Source organism: Bittarella massiliensis (ex Durand et al. 2017) (assembly GCF_017566145.1).
GTDB lineage: Bacteria > Bacillota > Clostridia > Oscillospirales > Ruminococcaceae > Bittarella > Bittarella massiliensis_A.
In genome coordinates this window covers 20,285-36,573 of record NZ_JABFCL010000009.1, presented here as the reverse complement: position 1 = coordinate 36,573, position 16,289 = coordinate 20,285, and the positions used below count along the sequence as shown (strand labels likewise).

The following is a 16,289-nucleotide window of genomic DNA, read 5'->3' as shown; positions in this document are numbered from 1 at the left end:
CGATGCAAAAAATTCGCAAAGCCGTTATCCCCGCCGCCGGCCTGGGCACCCGGGTGCTGCCCGCGACCAAGGCCATGCCCAAGGAGATGCTCCCCATTGTGGACAAGCCCGCCATCCAGTACATTGTGGAGGAGGCGGCCGCCGCCGGCATCGAGGAGATTCTCATCATCACCTCCCGGGGCAAAGGGGTGATGGAGGACCACTTCGACCGCTCCCCCGTGCTGGAGCAAAAGCTCCTGGACGGGGGGAAAAAGGCCCTCTACGACCAGGTGGTCTCCATCGCTGAGATCGCCAACATCACCTACCTGCGCCAAAAGGAGCAAAAGGGGCTGGGCCACGCCATCTTGCAGGCCAAAAACTTTGTGGGGGACGAGCCCTTCGCCGTCCTCTACGGCGACGACGTCATCCTGTCCAAAGACCCGGTCTGTGGCCAGTTGATGCGGGCCTACGAGACCTACGGCAAGGCCTGCGTGGGCATCAAAGAGGTGCCGGCCGCCGACATCTCCAAGTACTCCTCCCTGGCGGTGAAGCCGCTGGAGGGGAACCTCTACGCCATCGACAACATGGTGGAGAAGCCCCAGACCGAGGCTGAGGTGCTCTCCCTCTTCTCGATCCTCGGGCGCTGCGTCCTCACCCCCGACATCTTTGACATCCTCGAGCACACCGCCCCCGGGGCCGGCGGCGAGATCCAGCTGACCGACGCCATGCGGGAACTGGCCCTGTCCGAGGGGATGGTGGGGGTCGACTACGTGGGCACCCGCTACGACATGGGCAACAAGCTGGGGGTCTTAAAGGCCATCGTCGAGGTGGGGATCGACCACCCCGAGATCGGCCAGGACTTCCGCGCCTACCTCAAGGACTTTGCCGGCCGGCTCTAAACCCTGCCCCAAAGCCGTGGAAACGCCGGTTTTCCGCGGCTTTTTTTGCACAATCTGCCGAGCGCGCCGTTGACTTTGCGGTTTTTTCTGGTATAATTATTTTGTTGCGCTTAGCAACATCCTTGTCCCCTTTTGCGGGGACCTAATGTCCAAAAGGAGGTGCATTCAAAATGGCAAAGGTAAATTACGAGACCGTAATCGTGCTGAGCACCAAACAGGGGGAAGAGGGGATCAAAGCCCTCATCGAAAAATTCCAGACCCTGATCGCTCAAAACGGTACCGTTGACTCGGTGGACGAGTGGGGCAAACGCCGCCTGGCTTACGAGATCGACCACGAGAACGAGGGCTACTACGTGCTGATCAACTTCAGCTGCGAGCCCGAGTTCCCCGCCGAACTCGACCGCGTCTACAAGATCACCAGCGGCATCCTGCGCACACTGATCATCAAAAAAGAGCAGTAAGCGGAAAGGGGAACGGCTTATGTTGAACATCGCAGCCATCATGGGCAGATTGACAGCCGACCCGGAGCTTCGCCACACCCCCAACAACGTGCCCGTCACCAGCTTCACCGTAGCGGTGGCCCGCTCCTTCGTCCGCCAAGGGCAGGAGCGCGAGACCGACTTCATCAACGTTGTGGCCTGGCGCAGCACCGCCGAATTTGTCTGCCGCTACTTCAAAAAGGGAAATATGATCGCCGTCAACGGGTCGATCCAGACCCGCAAGTACCAGGACCGCGACGGCAACAACCGCACTGCCTTTGAGATCGTGGCCGACAACGTGCATTTTTGCGAGAGCAAATCCTCCGCTTCTCAGAGCGGCGGGACGACCTTCTCCATGCCGCAGCAGCCCCCCCAGAGCGACGTCATGAGCTTTTCGTCGGGCAGCACCGGTGACTTTGAAGAGATCGCCAGCGACGACGATCTCCCATTCTAACACAAGGAGGAAACGACCGTGGAAGAGAAAACCACCACCGCAGCGGCCCCTGCCGCTGCTTCCAGCACCGCTCCGGCCCCCCGCGAGAACCGCGAGCCCCGGGAGTACAACCGCGACCGGAGAGGCGGCGGGTTCCGCGGCGGCAAACGCGGCCGCCGCAAGGTCTGCGCTTTCTGCGCCGACAAGGCCGAGACCATCGACTACAAAGACATCAGCAAGTTGAGACGGTACCTGTCCGACCGGGGAAAGATTGTTCCCCGCCGTGTGACCGGCACCTGCGCGTTCCATCAGCGCGCCCTGACGACCGCTATCAAGCGCGCCCGTCATCTGGCCCTGCTGCCCTACACCAACGACTGATTGGCAGTTGGATCCAACCTGTTCCTGGCAAGAGCGCCGACCCTTCTGGGTCGGCGCTCTTTTTTGCCGTCTCCCCTCCGCCTTGAAAGGGCACCCGCCGCGCAAAGCACCAAAAACGGGTGAAAGAGCCCCCCTCCATTCACCGGCCCCTTGTCCCCAACAAGATGGCGAAAAGCCTCCCTCCAGTCGCTGCCAGACGGCACTTTTGGCCGGCTGCCTACACCGCGGCATCCCAGAGCTCTGCGCCGCAAAAAATTTTTCCGCCCCACAAGTCCAGCGGCGGCGCGGCGCAAAACGGCCGCCCTTTTCCCCTCCCCGGGGTCGCCCGGCAGCAATCCCCAAGGCAAAAGGTCAAAAGAGAAACTCCCGCAGGGACGCCCTCCCCCGGTTTCCTTGGGTGGTTGGGTTCGGGAAATACTCTTCGCTTTTATCCCCTCTCCCTCACCGGTCCGGCGGAGGGGCGAACACGCCGGCCGAAAAAAAGGGCAATCGGTTCCTCTCTTTTCTATAAAGGAGGGGGCCCAGGTCTCCCCCTCTCCTCCTGGAGAAAGCGCCTTATGAAAACCCTGTCAAAACCTGCGTTTTCCAAAATAAAATGAAAACGCCCTCTTCACTTGCCCCTAAATTCTCTGTCTTTTTATACACTTTACATAATTTTTACATAAATTTTGGTTATTCGTCAAAGCATCCATTTTTTTTTTTGTTGTTGTACAAATATGTAAATGTTGTATAATACCTATATGGAAATTGTTTTCTACTCCGACAGGGGGAACTGGCTCTCCATTCCCCTCCTGCTCTTCTGGACCTGCGGATTGGGAAAGGCCGCGGGAAGCGGGGTCGAAGCAGAGCGATCTTCCGATTGGAGGGCCGCGTTTGGCGGCTCTGGACATGAAAGAAGGAGGAAAACACACGATGAAACCGCTTTTCAAAAAGGGGCTTTCTGCCGTTTTGGCAGCGGCCCTGACGGTGAGCATGGCGGCCACCGCCTTTGCAACCCCCAATGCAGAGGACACCGTCATCACCGTGCTGCACACCAACGACGTCCACGGCGCCGTGGTGAGCGATGATTCCCACGCCGGGCTGGACTACCTGGCCGGCATGAAAAACGCCATGAAGGCCAACGGTCAAAACGTGCTGCTGGTGGACGCCGGCGACTACTCCCAGGGGACCCCCTTTGTGGCCGACTCCAAAGGGCAGAGCGCCATCAAGATCATGAACGAGGTCGGCTATGACGCCGCCGCCCTGGGCAACCACGAGTTCGACTACTCCCTGGACGAAATTTCCGCCAACATCAAGGCGGCCAAGTTTGACATCCTCAATGCCAATATTGAGGACCCGGAGGAGATCATTCCCGGCCTAAGTGACCTGAACAAAGCCAAAGTCGTCAATTTTAACGGAGTCAAGGTGGGCATCTTCGCCCTGAACACCCCCGAGACCTTTGAACTGAGCCAGCCCGCCAAGGTGGGCAAACTCAACTTCCACGGCAACGACCTGTCGCAGTTTGCCCAGGAAACCGTCAACAATCTAAGAAACACTGAGGGCTGCGACGTGGTCATCGCCCTGTGCCACCTGGGCGAGTCCTCCGCCAAGTGGTCCTCCCGCGAGCTGGCCCAGAATGTCACCGGCATCGACCTGATCGTGGACGGCCACGACCATGTGGAGCGGATGGGCAATGCCGGCGACTATGCCTCCAGCAACAAGGGCGCCATCAAAATCAACAACAGCACCAACGAGACCACCATCGTCTCCACCGGCACCGCCCTGAACTACGTGGGCAAGGTGACCATCACCGTCAAACAAAGCGGCGACGTGGAAGTGAAATCCGAGGGCATCCCCAACGCCGACCTGAAATCCAGCTACACCCCCGATCCCACCGTCAAGACGGTGGCCGACGCGGTTGCCAAAGAGGTCAACGAGAAGTACGCCGAGGTCATCGGCAAGACCAAGATCGGCCTCTACGCCGGCACCCCCATCTGCCGCCGCGCCGAGAGCAACATGGCCGACCTGGTGGCCGACGCCAACCGCTGGCGGACCCTGCAGTGGCAGAAGACCGCCCCGGATGAGTTGAAAAACCTGCCGGTCATCGGCTACACCGGCGGCGGCGGGGTGCGCGCCTCCATCCCCGCCGGCGACATCACCAAAAAGGACATCATCACCGTTCTCCCCTTTGGCGGCGAGACCCGCTACCTGAAGATGAGCCACAAGGCCCTGTGGGAGATGGTGGAAAACGGCGTCTCCCTGATCTCGGTCAACACCCCTGAGGTGGACACCAAAAACACCGGCGAGATCTACGGCAACAAGGGCCGTTTCTTCATCCCCTCGGGCATGAAGTACGTCTACGACCCCACCAAGACCCCCACCGTCTCGGATGAAAAGCGGATGGGCAACCGGGTGCAATCCATCACCCTGGACGACGGCACCGCCATCGACAAAAACGCCACCGACAAGTTCGTGCTGGTGATGACCGGCTCCTACGAAGTGGGCGGCGGCGACGGCTACTACATGTGCGACCCCGCCTACTACGGCGACGGACAGGTCACCGTGGTGGGGGCCGACACCTCCAACGACGTCTTCCTGACCGACTACATCAAGTATCTGCTGACCCTGCCCGAGAACAAAGACGGCCTTTGTGTCCTGAGTGAGACCGGGCGGATCAAGGCCATCAACACCGGCTACACCGCCACCTCTTACGCCGCCACCGTCAACCTGCTGGACAAAGACGGCAACCCCGCCGCCGGCGCCTGGGCCAAAGTTGAGATCGACGGCAAGGAGTTTGGCGAATACGTGGCCGACGAGAACGGCGTCATCACCGTTCCCGGCATCGGCAACGGCCTGCACGACCTCTGCGCCATCGCCGCCGACGGCAGCCGCGCCGCCGACTATGTCAGCGATTACGCCGGTCAGAAATCCATTGAGTTGAAAGCCAACTTTACCGTGGTGGAGCAGAAACCCAGCGATCCCGGCCAACCCGACGACACCACCCCCGACGACAACAAGGAAAAGGGCGACTCGGTCAACACCGGCGACAGCGCCGGTTCCCTGATCGCCTTCTCGGCGCTGGCCATCTCCGGCCTGGCAGCCCTCTCCCTGAAAAAGCGGAAGCACTAATTTCCCCCTAACCAAAGCCTATCCTTTCCCAAAAGATAAGCGGGCGCGGTCGTATTGACCGCGCCCGCTTTTTTGTATCCTGTGACCTTTTTTGAGAAAGTACTCCCTTGTAGCGGCAAATACCGGCTGTATTTCCTCTTTTTTCAACTGGCATCTCTTTCCGTTATTTCCAATTTGTATATTTTGCATTATATTATACTAAAACTGGCATCTTCCACACGGTGAAACTCCCTCTCCGACCTCCGCAACTCTCTATCTGACAGGGCAATGTATAGGCGTAGCGCTGCATCCTCTGTCCGTCTTTCTTTCCCCGGCACATCGTTTGAGAGGCCGCTCGGCCAAACTGTTCGGGCCCTTGGCTCTACACAAAAAGGCGAAGGAACGGATTCCTTCGCCTTCCTAATGGCTTTTTGTACCAGGTCAACTACCCCTGCTTTTGCAGCACCCGCACCGTGACCACCGTGCTTCCAGGGGTGACCTTAGCGCCCGCCGCCGGGTCGGTGGCGAGAACGGTGCCGTTGGCGCCATCGCCCTCGTAGACGTGGATCACGTTGTACTTGATCTTCTTGGCGTCTAAATCGCCCTTTACGCTGTCCCAATTCTTGCCGACGATGTTGGGCATCTCCACATCTTCGGGGCCCTTGCTGACGGTGATGGTGAGCACCTCGCCCTCTTTCAGGGTCTCACCCGCCTTGGGGGAGAGATCACAGATGACGTCCTTGTCGTACTCGCTGCTGTAAGCGGTGACCACCCGGTAGGGGATGTCGGCATAGTCCTTTTGAAAGTCAGAGAGGGGCTTGCCCACCATGCTGGGGACTTTCACCTCGCCCGCCTGCGACCCGCTGGAAGAGCCGGCCCCGGAGGAGCTGCCGGCAGAGGAACTCTCCCCACTGGAAGCGGACTGGGAGGAAGTCTGCGAGGAGGAGCCCCCCTGTGGCCCTTCGGCAGGGCGGGTGTAGAGCCAGACGGCAATGGCCGCGCCGACAATCACCAGGGCGGCGGCGATCCCCGCGATCATCCAGATAAACTTTTTGTTGTCGCCGGGCTTCTTCCCGCCCTTCTTGGAGGATTTTGCGGCGGGGCCTGTTTCCTCCTCATCGGTGATGCGAACAGCCTCCTTGGTGGGGGCTTCCGACGGGGCGGGGGCCTGCCGGGGCAGCAGGGCGGTGGCAAACTCCTCAATGGTGCGGATGCGCCCCTTGGTGGGGAGCACCAGGGCGGCGGCCACCGCCTGGGAGAGGCGGCTGTCCACCGTGTGGTTGACCTCCACCGGGGGGAGCAGGGCGTCGGCAGTCAGCCGCTCGTCCGCGCTCTGGGGGCGGGTGCCGGTGATGCAGCGGTAGATGGTGGCCCCCACGGCGTAGATGTCGGTCCAGGAGCCCTGCCAGCCGGTGACGCTGTACTGCTCGGGCGCCGAGTAGCCGGGGAAGAGCTCACACTGCAACTCCGATCCCTTGGTGCGCAGGGCGGAGGTGGCAAAGCCCACCAACCGGACCTCCCCCTCCCCGTTGACCAGGATGTTGTCGGGGCAGATGCCGCCGTGCACCATCCCCAACTTGTGGATCTCCCGCAGGGTTTTGAAAAAAGGCTTGAGGATGTTGAGGGTGGCGGCGCTGTCGATCTCGCCAATGGTGCGGGAGAGCACCACCGAGAGGGAGATGCCGTCAAAGTGCTCGGTCACGGCGTAGACGGTGCCCCGGTCCTTCCAGACGCCGCAGACCTGGCAGAGGGCCTCGGCCTCCTCGATGCGGGCCAGGGACTTGTAGAGGTCGACAAAGGATTCGACCACCGTCTTAAAGTGCATGCTCTCCCCCACGGCCACCCCGGCGGAACCGTTGAACTCCCGGTCCACTAGACCTGTGGGGAACAGCTCCCGCACGGTGACGCGGCGCTCCTCCTGGCAGTCATAGCCCTGGTAGTCGATCCCCTCGCCGTCCATGTGGATGACCTGGCCCAGCAAAAAGCGGCCGGCCACCACCGTGTGAACCGGCAGGGCCGGGTGGGGGTTGGGGGTGTTCTGGTCGATGTGGCAGCGGGGGCAACGGCCCTCCTCCAGCGGGGTCATGCAGTGGATGCAGCGGTTGGTATCTATGTTCATCTGGCGTTCTCTCCTACTGTGGTGTGATGGGCGCTGGGCGCAAACAGATGGATCAAAATCGACAAATTCTGCCGAAGGGGGCGGCCCACAGGGCGCTTCCCCCCCTTGGCCATTCATCTTATCATACCCTTTTTCCCGCCCAGTTGCAAGCGCCAGAGGGGGGTGATCCTCCATTTTATCCCGCAAAGCGGGTGGGAATTCCTTCCGCCTCTCCCCGCGCGCAAAAAGGGGGGCGGCCCCTCCCCAGGAAGGGCCGCCCCCGGCCAAATGGGCGCGCTGTCAAAGGCTTGCCACCGGCAGGCGCAAAACGGTCTTTCGCTTTTCCACCGGGGTCTTGCGGGGGTCCCCCAGGTAGATTTCGTGGTGGCGGCGGCGCTCGTCCAAATCGGGGCGGTAGCCCTCTTTTGCCAGATAGGCCTGCATCCCGGCCAGGGTCTGGGGCTCGCTGTCGTAACTGCCCCGGTGCAGGCACTGGACACAGAGCCCCTCGTCCACCACCAGCCGAGAAGCGGCGCTGGTGTCCAACTTCTTCTTGCGGGCGGCCTCCTCCCGGGCCCAGGCAAAGACCTGGTCGGTGGCAAAGTCGGGCAGCCGGATGGCCGCCCGCCAGCAAAAGGCGGACTTGTCGCCCGGGGCGGCCTCGACGCCCTCCTCGCTCCACCACCATCCCTCCAGCGGGGGGACGACATATGCAAAAAAACCGTCGATGGGGTGCCCGCCCTTCCCGCTCATGCGGATGGTGTAGGAGATGGCGTAGAGGACGGACACCGCCCGGGAGAATTCACCGCCCGCCTCGTTGGGGTCCCCCCGCCCTTCCACCGCCACAAAGGGGAGGGGCGGCACCTCGATGAGGGACGGCGTCTCGCCGGGTAGGTAGAGGGATCTCTCTGTTTTTTTGTAGTCCAGTGCAGCCATGTTTCATTCCTCCTGCTAAAAGAGTGTTCTCTTTTTTTACAGGATAGCAGGGAAAACTGGACAGCTGTCTGTCAGGTACGGGGAAAAGCCAGAATAATTATCTGAAAAAGCATTCTCCACAAATGAGAGCGGGACATACAAACGCCCCGCTCCACTTTACTCGATAGGTCACTCTGTAAACAATATATCACCTGCAATAAAGTCTTTGATAATTTGATCTGCATCATAACGCTTTTGGACAGTGCCACCTTTTATCTTCACTAGGGAAGGAACTATTGTCACTCCTAGCTGAGAAAGCACTTTATCCAATTCTTCCCGATTTGTGTCCCTATCCTCTTGTGTGTCATAGTAAAATATTCGACAACCTCTATTCTTTAGATATGTACGTATAGCAGGTGTTGTAGTCGCACAGGCAGGACACCCTTCCCGTTCAATGTACAGATAAACACTTCCCTGTTGCTCGGGAACAAGAATACGTTGGTTAATCTCATTTAAAGAGACACTGGAAAAAACATCATCTTGTGGATGGCTTTCGATAACAGAGTGATTATAGAGAACATTGTCTGAGATAACTGCTACAGAAATCAATACAAGAGTTGCAAAGGCAATCCTCCCTATACGGCCAATCTCCTTTCGGCGAATAAACTGAATAATACTGACAATCAAAGCCACAGCTAGCAATAGCATAGAGAAATTAAAAAGTATTCCATTTCGACTTAAATTTCTCTCATACCAAAACGCGTATTCATCGAGGACAATTCCCGTTTGATAGGCCACTGCTGCCCCCCAACAAAAAAGTGCCAGGAAAACAAGTCCAAAAATAACATAAGCCCATCTTTTTATACGGTTATTCATTTAATCACCCATTACGGATTGCAGGCTTTAGCAATTGTTTGCATTCCTCCAACTGCCGGACGCCAGGGCTCTAAATTCCACGGATTTTTATTTCGAGCTGCAAGGCAATGGCAATCATATTGTTCCCACAATCCTGTTGCATTATACCATTTAGTATCTTGGTAATGCTTTTCTACTACTGTTCTCCATGTCTCTTTTACCATAGCAGTTGTTGGATTCTGTACCCACGTCTTATGATTAAGACTTAGTGACCAAGCACCATCCCTAGCAATCCACCCTGTTGAATTAAAATATTTGGTCCAAGAAGTTGCTCCTGTTGCCAAGGCAATACCCGAGGTTACTGGATACTGCGTTTCACTATTTACTTGAATCTTTTGGATAACTCTGTTCCCGTCTATCTCAACAACAGTTGAAACTTCATCGCCATTTTTATCCTTTGCGGACTCAGGATTCACTGCTGCAATCTGTTCGCCATCCCCATTATAAACGAGAATTGAACCATCTGTTTCACCTAAAGAGTTATATGCTAAGTCCATATATCCACCAGATGGGATGTTGATTTCCAACTCCAATTCATTTGTAGACGCTGAAGATTGCAATATCTGATACATATTTATACCTATTTCTGTTGGTTTTACCGCAACTAGTCTCTCACTATCCTCTTCTCTATAGAATGCTGTATTATCTATTGCATTTATCAGTGTATATCTGTCAACATTTTTAATTTTTGCACTGCTTAAATGACTTTCTGTTGCCTTTATCTCATTATTCAGCTGTTCTGATAAAACCACATTTTGTGAATATAGCTTTATACCATCTGAATGCAAAGTTTGACCAGAATACTTTTCAATATCCATCTCTTGGATTTCCTGGCTAGCCATCATTTCGGGAAACTTGTCCTGCATTGTTCCTGTTTCTCCCAGAGAATCAGGTGTCTGAATGGCTTCTACCACCCCTCTGCAAACGCAGTTGAGAATAATGTAGATAATATTCCCAACGTCACAACTACAGTCATGATCTTTTTCATATAAAGCTCTCCTTTTCCTATATTTTCCTGGGCTTATATATAATTATATAGAAAAATATTAAGTTGTAAATATTAAATATACATAATTGTTTATAATTCTCTTTTTATCCAAATATTTTAGTAATGTTGCACTAACCCCAAAGGCGGGCCCCGCTCTCGTCAGCCGCGCATCCTGCGGCGAAAGGCCCAGACGGCCACCGCCAGCACCGCCGCCGCGTAGCCCACCACCCACCAGAGGTGGGGAAAGAGGCCGCCCCAGTCCCCCGCCAGGGCGGCCCTGCCCGCCTTGACCGCGTGGATAAAGGGGAGGGCGTTCGCCACCCTTTCAAAGGCGCCCCCCACCAGGCTCACCTCAAACCAGGTGTCCGACAGCCAGGCGGAAAGGTTGGTGAGGAGGGCCCCGCAGAGCCCGCCCACCTGCCGGTCGGTAAAGAGGCTGCCGCAGAGCAGCCCGATGGCGATGAAGAGGAGGGCTGTCGGCAGCAGCACCGCCATCGCCGGCAACAGGTTTGCCGTGGCGGGGAGGCCCAGGTAGACGGCCGTCAGGTAGCAGACCGCTCCCTGGGCCAGCGCCATGGGAAAGAGGGGGAGGATGTACCCCAGCAGAAAATCGCCGGCCCGCATGGGGGAGGTGAAGAGCCGCTGGACAAAGGCGCCGGCGCGGTCGCGGGCGATGAGCATCCCCGAGAAGAGGGAGATGAAGGAGAGGCCGAAGACCGCGATGCCCGGGGCCAGCCGGGCGACGGGAAAGAGCTCGGTGGGGACGTGTTTTTGAATGGCGGTGAGCAAAAGCAGGAGAATCACCGGGAAGCCCATCCCAAACAGCAGGTTGATGCGGTCGCGGACGATCTCTTTGGCATTTCTGCCCGCAAAGGCGAGGGTCCGGTTCACAGGGCAGCCCCCCTCTCTCCCGCCAGGGCGACAAAGGCGTCCTCAAAGTTGGACGCGCCAGCCCTGGCCATCAGTTCCCCGGCGGTGCCGACGGTGCGCAGCCGCCCCTCGGCCAGGATGCCGATGCGGTCGGACAGGGCCTGGGCCTCCTCCAGGTAGTGGGTGGTCAGCACCACCGTCACCCGGCCCTTGAGGCGACAGATCTCCCGCCAGAGCTCCCGCCGGGAGAGGACATCCAGCCCCAGGGTGGGCTCGTCTAAGAAGAGGATTTGGGGCTCGGTGATGAGAGCCAGAGCGATGCTCAACCGCCGCTGCCAGCCGCCCGAAAGGGTGCGGGCCTGTTTCCCCGCCACCTGGGCAAAGCCCCCCTCCCGAATGGACTGGGCCGCCCTGGCGCGGGCCTCTCCCCGGGCGCAGCCGCCGATGCCGGCCATCAGCTCCAGGTTCTCGCGGACGGTGAGGTTGGGGGCCACCGCCGTCTCCTGGGGGGAGAGGCTGATGACCGCCTTCACCCGCTCCCTCTCCCGGAGGATGCTGTGGCCCATCAGCCAGGCCTCCCCCGAGGTGGGGGCGATCAGGCAGGAGAGCAGCTTGACGGCGGTGGACTTGCCCGCCCCGTTGACCCCCAGCAGGGCAAACAGCTCCCCCTGTCCAATGCACAGGTCCAGCCCGTCCAGGGCCAGTTTGTCCCGGTAGCGCTTGGTGAGGGCTTTTGTCTCAATGGCGTTCACTCCCCCTCGCCCCCTCTCCCGCCGCGGGGCAGGTTTTTCTCCCGCTGGGCGGCCTTCATCAGTTCGTGGGCGAAGGACTGCACCAGATCGGCCTTGACGATGGCGATCCCCTGCTCCTCATCCCCCAAGACCAGCAGCTGGTCCCCGGCGGAGATGGAGAACACCTCCCGGGCCTGCTTGGGGATGACGATCTGCCCCCGCTCCCCCACCCGCACCAGACCGAAGATGTGCTTGCCCTTGGGGGAGATCAGCGCCCCGCCCTGGCCGTCGTGGTGGTTGACCAGTTCGTCCAGGGTGATGTCGTAAAAGGCGGCCAGGGCTTGGGTGTTGGGCAGGTCGGGAATGGTCTCGCCGCTCTCCCACTTGGCGACGGCCTGGCGGGAGACCCCGATGCGCTCGGCCACCTCCTCCTGGGAGTAGCCGTGGGCCCGGCGCAGAAACTGCAAATTCTCATGAATCATACTTTTCACACCTCCTATGGCTGTATTCTACCCCACCGCAGCGGCCAAAGCCACCAACCATAGCTGACAGGGGATGTTCGTCTCAGTTGCCCCTCCCCCAGCTCCAAAGGAGGGAAACAGCGCCGTTTTTGCGGGAGGCAGGTCGCAGCGCCACCCCTTTCGGGCAGGCGGTTGGCCGAAAGGAGGACCCGTTTTCACCGCCGCCCCCCATCGGCGGAGAGGAGCGGCCACAGCCGCCCGCCCCGGCTGGGGCGCAGGCAAATGTTCTGCCGGCAGCCGGACTCCCCGCCCCCTCGAAAAGGCGGCTCCACTGACCTCTGCGCCGGCCGGCGCTCACCCCAAAAAGGCCACCGGCTCCCTTCGGCCAGCGCACTTTTTCTCAACACCCTTCCGGGCCAGCCGGTAGGCCGGGCCCCGAAAGGCGCGGGCCCCGGCCGGGCAGACGGCGGGAAGGGCCCACTCCTCCGTCAGGGGCTGGCGCAACAGGTTGCGGCTCTGGGTGGGGAGGGCGAGCCCCTCGCCGATGAGGCGGGCGGCCCGCTCGGTGGTTCCGGCGGCGCTGAAGCAGATGAGCTGGGCGCTTTTTATCTTCATTTGGCACTTCTCTTTCTCTCTCGGTTTTTCTCCACTATCCCCCAAAGGGGAGGGGCTGTCAAGTGGCAGTCCGCGCCGCCGGTGCAAAAAAGGGCCCGCCAGGCCCCTCCTCCGCTGCAAAGCGGGAAGGGGCCAAGCGGGCCCAAAACGGCAGCGATAGGGAGGGCAAACGGCTACTCGCCGTCCTCTCCGTCCCAGTTGTGCCAGATGTCTTGCACGTCGTCGTCCTCCTCCAGGTGGTCGATGAGCAGGCCGATCTTCTTGATCTGATCGGGGTCGTCCAGGTGGGTGGTGGTGCTGGGGAGATAGGCCACCTCGGCCGAGTAGAAGACAAATCCCTTTTTGTCAAAGTATTCCCGCGCGGCGGAGAAGCCCTCAGGGGCAACGGTGCACTCGATCACCCCGTCCTCAAAGGTGTAGTCCTCCACCCCCGCTTCCAGGGCGTCCTCCATAAAGGCCTCCTCGTCCACCCCGTCGGCGTTCAGGTCGATGACCCCCTTCTGGGTGAAGAGGAAGGAGACACAGCCCGACTGGCCCAGGTTGCCGCCGAACTTGTCAAAGTAGTGGCGGATGTTGGCCGCGGTGCGGTTGCGGTTGTCCGACAGGGTCTCCACCAAAAAGGCGGTGCCGCCGGGGCCGTATCCCTCGTAGAGAATCTCTTCATAGGTGTCCTTGCCCTCGCCCATGGCCTTTTTGATGACCCGCTCGATGTTGTCGTTGGGCACGTTGTTGGCCTTGGCGTTGGCAATGGCGTCGCGCAGCTTGGAGTTGGAGGCGGGGTCAGGCCCGCCCTCTTTGACGGCGACCGAGATTTCCCGGCCGCACTTGGTGAAGATCTTGGCCTTCGCGCCGTCGGTCTTCTCCTTCTTGCGCTTGATGTTGTTCCACTTGGAATGTCCCGACATGGTGTGTCCTCCTTTTTCCTATTTTGGTTCGCCGGGCGGGGTGGGGGCGCAGGGCCCCTCCCGCTCTTCCATTTCTAAGATGGCGGCGATGAGCTCGCTTAGCCGCGCCGTCTCGCCCTTTAAGTCCAGGTAGCCCACCAGGGCTTCCAGCCCGGTGGCGGCCCGATACTCCGCCGGGCTGGCGTTTTTGGGGACGGTCACCCCGCTGGCGTTGCGCCCCCGCTTGTAGATCTGCTGTTCCTCCTCGGTGAGGCGGTCGTATATGTAGCGCACGGCCCGGCACTGGGCCGAGGCGCGCACGTGCTGCACACAGAGGTTGTGGAGCTTTTTGGGGGGCATACTCCCCCCCGCCTCCACCAGGTAGCGGCGGATCGCCAGCTCGTAGACCCCGTCGCCAAGGAAGGCCAGGGTCAGCGGGCTGAGCTGTTTTGGGTGTTCCAAAGGCATCCCCCTCTTTTAGTAGACAAAGGTGAACTCGAAGTCGCCCACCCGCACGGTGTCCCCCTCCTGGATGCCCATCTCCTCCAGCCGGTCGATGACGCCGCTCTGGCGCAACACCCGCTGAAAGTATTGGAGGGACTCGTAGTCGTCCATATTGACCGAGCCCAGCAGGGCCCCGGCCCAGTCGCAGACCACCTCGTAGGCCGCGTCGTCGGCCCGGCGGACGGTGAACTGGCTGTAATCCAGGGGCTTTGCCTCCTCCCGCACGAAATCGCTCTCGTAGCGGACGATGGGGGGCAGCTCCTCCAGGGTGCGGCTGACGGCGTTCACCAGCTCCCGCAGGCCCTGGCGGGTGGCGGCCGAAACCACATAAAAGGGGTAGCCCTGCTCGCGGACGAAGGCGCCAAAGCGCTCGATCTGTTCCTCATTTGCCAGCTCGCACTTGTTGGCGGCCACGATCTGGGGCCGCTGGGCCAGTTCGCCGCTGAAATTCTCCAGCTCCCGGTTGATGGCGGCAAAGTCCTGGCAGGGGTCGCGCCCCTCTAGGCCCGAGACGTCCACCACGTGCAGAATCAGCCGGCAGCGGTCCACATGGCGCAGGAAGTCGTGCCCCAGGCCGACCCCCTCGCTGGCCCCCTCGATGAGGCCGGGGATGTCGGCCATGACGAAGGAGTGTCCCTCCTCCACCGAGACCACCCCCAAAACCGGGGAGAGGGTGGTGAAGGGGTAGTTGGCGATCTTGGGCTTGGCGGCGCTCACCGCCGAGATGAGGGTGGACTTGCCCACGTTGGGGAAGCCCACCAGCCCCACGTCCGCCAGCAGTTTGAGTTCCAGCACCAGCTCGAACTCCTCCCCCGGTTGGCCGGGCTTGGCAAAGCGGGGCACCTGGCGGGTGGCGGTGGCAAAGCGGGCGTTTCCCGCCCCCCCCCGGCCCCCCAGGGCCACGGCCACCGGCTCGTCCCCCGAGAGATCGGCCATCACCTTGCCGGTGCCGGCCTCCTTCACCAGGGTGCCTTTGGGAACCTTGATGAGGATGTCCTGCCCACTTCTCCCCTTGCGGTTGCCGCCGGAGCCGTTTTCGCCCCGCTCGGCCGCGAACTTGCGCTTGAAGCGAAAGTCCACCAGGGTGGAGAGGTTGGTGTCCACCTGAAAGACCACGTTGCCGCCCCGGCCGCCGTCGCCGCCGTCCGGGCCGCCCGCGGCCACATATTTCTCCCGGCGGAAGGAGACGGCCCCGTCCCCCCCGTCGCCGGCCTTGACCTTGATTTTCACTACATCGACAAACATCGGTTCACCCGTTCGCGCCCGCTGGCGCGCCTTTCTCGGAGAGCGCTCTCCCGCCCTGCCGCTCCCCTTTACCTTTTCCCGATTTGCCGGGGCCCATGCGGGCGGCGGGGAAGCGGCGGCCTTTTTTCAAAAGGAAATCCCGAGCTTTCGCCCGGGATTTCCGAAAAGGCTCATCTGCAAAGGGCGAAAAACCGCCAGGCCGCTTTTCTACGCCTCGTAGACGCTGACCTTTTTGCGGTCTTTGCCGACGCGCTCAAACTTCACCTTGCCGCTGACTTTGGCAAACAGGGTGTCGTCAGACCCGCGGCCCACGTTCTCACCCGGGTGGATGTGGGTGCCGCGCTGGCGGACCAGGATGTTGCCGGCCAGCACGAACTGACCGTCGCCCCGCTTCACGCCAAGGCGCTTGGACTCGGAGTCGCGGCCGTTCCGGGTGGAACCGACGCCTTTCTTATGGGCAAAAAACTGGATATTGAGTTTCAGCATTCCTCTACACCTCCGTATCGGTTATGACAATGTTCTTGGGATAGTCCTGCGCCAACAGCGACAGCTGCAGGTACAGGCTTTCAAAGAGCAGCTTGGCACCCTCGCCCCCCCCTTCGCAGCGAAGGGAGATGTCCCCCTCTCTGACCGAGAGGTCGGCGGGCAGCCCCGCGCACTCTGTCAGGCCGTTCGCCGCCATCTGCACCGCAGAGGTGACCGAGGCGCAGACAATGTCCTGTCCGCTCTCGGCGAAGCCGGCGTGGCCCTTGACTCGAAACCCGACGATCTCGCCGCCGCGGCGGCAAAAGCGGATGCGAATCATTTC

18 protein-coding genes are annotated in these 16,289 nt (G+C 60.2%); 5 read left to right on the top strand and 13 right to left on the bottom strand.

All coding sequences use genetic code 11. From position 1 onward, the window contains the following. Positions 1-2: 2 nt before the first annotated feature. The 5 genes from galU (at position 3) to HJY11_RS09720 (ending at position 5,276) form a co-directional block, all read left to right on the top strand. Positions 3-878, top strand: a complete 876-nt coding sequence (gene galU / locus HJY11_RS09740; protein WP_208075765.1) for a UTP--glucose-1-phosphate uridylyltransferase GalU — start codon at positions 3-5, stop codon at positions 876-878. Positions 879-1,048: 170 nt separating this feature from the next. Next, entirely contained in the window at positions 1,049-1,339 is a 291-nt protein-coding gene (rpsF, locus tag HJY11_RS09735) for a 30S ribosomal protein S6 (RefSeq protein WP_208075764.1), read from the top strand. Between the two features lie 19 nt (positions 1,340-1,358). Further along, complete coding sequence (locus HJY11_RS09730; protein WP_208075763.1) at positions 1,359-1,811, top strand: single-stranded DNA-binding protein; 453 nt, start codon at positions 1,359-1,361, stop codon at positions 1,809-1,811. An 18-nt stretch (positions 1,812-1,829) separates the two neighbouring features. Beyond that, positions 1,830-2,168, top strand: coding sequence for a 30S ribosomal protein S18 (gene rpsR, locus HJY11_RS09725; protein ID WP_021660838.1), 339 nt, complete (start codon positions 1,830-1,832; stop codon positions 2,166-2,168). Positions 2,169-3,080: 912 nt separating this feature from the next. Then, positions 3,081-5,276 carry a bifunctional metallophosphatase/5'-nucleotidase gene (locus HJY11_RS09720; RefSeq protein ID WP_208075762.1) on the top strand — a complete coding sequence of 732 codons (2,196 nt, stop codon included), beginning with the start codon at positions 3,081-3,083 and terminating at the stop codon, positions 5,274-5,276. 424 nt (positions 5,277-5,700) lie between these two features. Here HJY11_RS09720 and HJY11_RS15500 read toward each other — a convergent pair whose 3' ends face one another. The 13 genes from HJY11_RS15500 to HJY11_RS09655 form a co-directional block, all read right to left on the bottom strand. Then, entirely contained in the window at positions 5,701-7,374 is a 1,674-nt protein-coding gene (locus tag HJY11_RS15500; RefSeq protein WP_208075761.1) for a PASTA domain-containing protein, read from the bottom strand. 279 nt (positions 7,375-7,653) lie between these two features. After that, the gene (locus HJY11_RS09710) at positions 7,654-8,289 is read right to left on the bottom strand and encodes a GyrI-like domain-containing protein (protein ID WP_208075760.1); all 636 of its coding nucleotides are present in this window, start codon (positions 8,287-8,289) and stop codon (positions 7,654-7,656) included. A 168-nt stretch (positions 8,290-8,457) separates the two neighbouring features. Then, positions 8,458-9,066: a hypothetical protein gene (locus tag HJY11_RS09705; protein WP_208075759.1), complete on the bottom strand. Its 609-nt coding sequence runs from the start codon at positions 9,064-9,066 to the stop codon at positions 8,458-8,460. Positions 9,067-9,155: 89 nt separating this feature from the next. Then, positions 9,156-10,049 (bottom strand): DUF2599 domain-containing protein, encoded by an 894-nt coding sequence (locus HJY11_RS09700; protein WP_208075758.1) that lies wholly within the window; start codon positions 10,047-10,049, stop codon positions 9,156-9,158. Between the two features lie 281 nt (positions 10,050-10,330). Then, positions 10,331-11,062, bottom strand: coding sequence for an ABC transporter permease (locus tag HJY11_RS09695; RefSeq protein WP_208075757.1), 732 nt, complete (start codon positions 11,060-11,062; stop codon positions 10,331-10,333). Then, the gene (locus HJY11_RS09690; RefSeq protein WP_208075756.1) at positions 11,059-11,793 is read right to left on the bottom strand and encodes an ABC transporter ATP-binding protein; all 735 of its coding nucleotides are present in this window, start codon (positions 11,791-11,793) and stop codon (positions 11,059-11,061) included. Before HJY11_RS09690 ends, HJY11_RS09695 begins: the two co-directional genes overlap by 4 nt. Beyond that, positions 11,790-12,254 (bottom strand): helix-turn-helix domain-containing protein, encoded by a 465-nt coding sequence (locus HJY11_RS09685; RefSeq protein WP_208075755.1) that lies wholly within the window; start codon positions 12,252-12,254, stop codon positions 11,790-11,792. Before HJY11_RS09685 ends, HJY11_RS09690 begins: the two co-directional genes overlap by 4 nt. Before the next feature lie 333 nt (positions 12,255-12,587). Next, a complete protein-coding gene (locus tag HJY11_RS09680) occupies positions 12,588-12,848 on the bottom strand; it encodes a hypothetical protein (RefSeq protein WP_208075754.1) in 261 nt (86 codons plus the stop codon). Between the two features lie 173 nt (positions 12,849-13,021). Further along, positions 13,022-13,753, bottom strand: a complete 732-nt coding sequence (locus tag HJY11_RS09675; RefSeq protein ID WP_208075753.1) for a YebC/PmpR family DNA-binding transcriptional regulator — start codon at positions 13,751-13,753, stop codon at positions 13,022-13,024. 18 nt (positions 13,754-13,771) lie between these two features. Beyond that, positions 13,772-14,194, bottom strand: a complete 423-nt coding sequence (locus HJY11_RS09670) for a Mini-ribonuclease 3 (protein WP_243764402.1) — start codon at positions 14,192-14,194, stop codon at positions 13,772-13,774. A gap of 15 nt (positions 14,195-14,209) precedes the next feature. Continuing rightward, positions 14,210-15,481, bottom strand: coding sequence for a GTPase ObgE (gene obgE, locus HJY11_RS09665; RefSeq protein WP_208075751.1), 1,272 nt, complete (start codon positions 15,479-15,481; stop codon positions 14,210-14,212). A gap of 207 nt (positions 15,482-15,688) precedes the next feature. Next, positions 15,689-15,967 (bottom strand): 50S ribosomal protein L27, encoded by a 279-nt coding sequence (gene rpmA / locus HJY11_RS09660; RefSeq protein ID WP_021659950.1) that lies wholly within the window; start codon positions 15,965-15,967, stop codon positions 15,689-15,691. Positions 15,968-15,971: 4 nt separating this feature from the next. Next, complete coding sequence (locus HJY11_RS09655) at positions 15,972-16,286, bottom strand: ribosomal-processing cysteine protease Prp (RefSeq protein ID WP_208075750.1); 315 nt, start codon at positions 16,284-16,286, stop codon at positions 15,972-15,974. Between the last annotated feature and the right edge of the window lie 3 nt (positions 16,287-16,289).

Bases quoted from the DNA above. Each gene is read 5' to 3' on its own strand.
- galU (WP_208075765.1), top strand. From the start codon at position 3: ATGCAAAAAATTCGCAAAGCCGTTATCCCCGCCGCCGGCCTGGGCACC.
- rpsF (WP_208075764.1), top strand. From the start codon at position 1,049: ATGGCAAAGGTAAATTACGAGACCGTAATCGTGCTGAGCACCAAACAG.
- HJY11_RS09730 (WP_208075763.1), top strand. From the start codon at position 1,359: ATGTTGAACATCGCAGCCATCATGGGCAGATTGACAGCCGACCCGGAG.
- HJY11_RS09720 (WP_208075762.1), top strand. From the start codon at position 3,081: ATGAAACCGCTTTTCAAAAAGGGGCTTTCTGCCGTTTTGGCAGCGGCC.
- HJY11_RS15500 (WP_208075761.1), bottom strand. From the start codon at position 7,374: ATGAACATAGATACCAACCGCTGCATCCACTGCATGACCCCGCTGGAG.
- HJY11_RS09710 (WP_208075760.1), bottom strand. From the start codon at position 8,289: ATGGCTGCACTGGACTACAAAAAAACAGAGAGATCCCTCTACCTACCC.
- HJY11_RS09700 (WP_208075758.1), bottom strand. From the start codon at position 10,049: ATGCAGGACAAGTTTCCCGAAATGATGGCTAGCCAGGAAATCCAAGAG.
- HJY11_RS09685 (WP_208075755.1), bottom strand. From the start codon at position 12,254: ATGATTCATGAGAATTTGCAGTTTCTGCGCCGGGCCCACGGCTACTCC.
- HJY11_RS09680 (WP_208075754.1), bottom strand. From the start codon at position 12,848: ATGAAGATAAAAAGCGCCCAGCTCATCTGCTTCAGCGCCGCCGGAACC.
- HJY11_RS09675 (WP_208075753.1), bottom strand. From the start codon at position 13,753: ATGTCGGGACATTCCAAGTGGAACAACATCAAGCGCAAGAAGGAGAAG.
- obgE (WP_208075751.1), bottom strand. From the start codon at position 15,481: ATGTTTGTCGATGTAGTGAAAATCAAGGTCAAGGCCGGCGACGGGGGG.
- rpmA (WP_021659950.1), bottom strand. From the start codon at position 15,967: ATGCTGAAACTCAATATCCAGTTTTTTGCCCATAAGAAAGGCGTCGGT.
- HJY11_RS09655 (WP_208075750.1), bottom strand. From the start codon at position 16,286: ATGATTCGCATCCGCTTTTGCCGCCGCGGCGGCGAGATCGTCGGGTTT.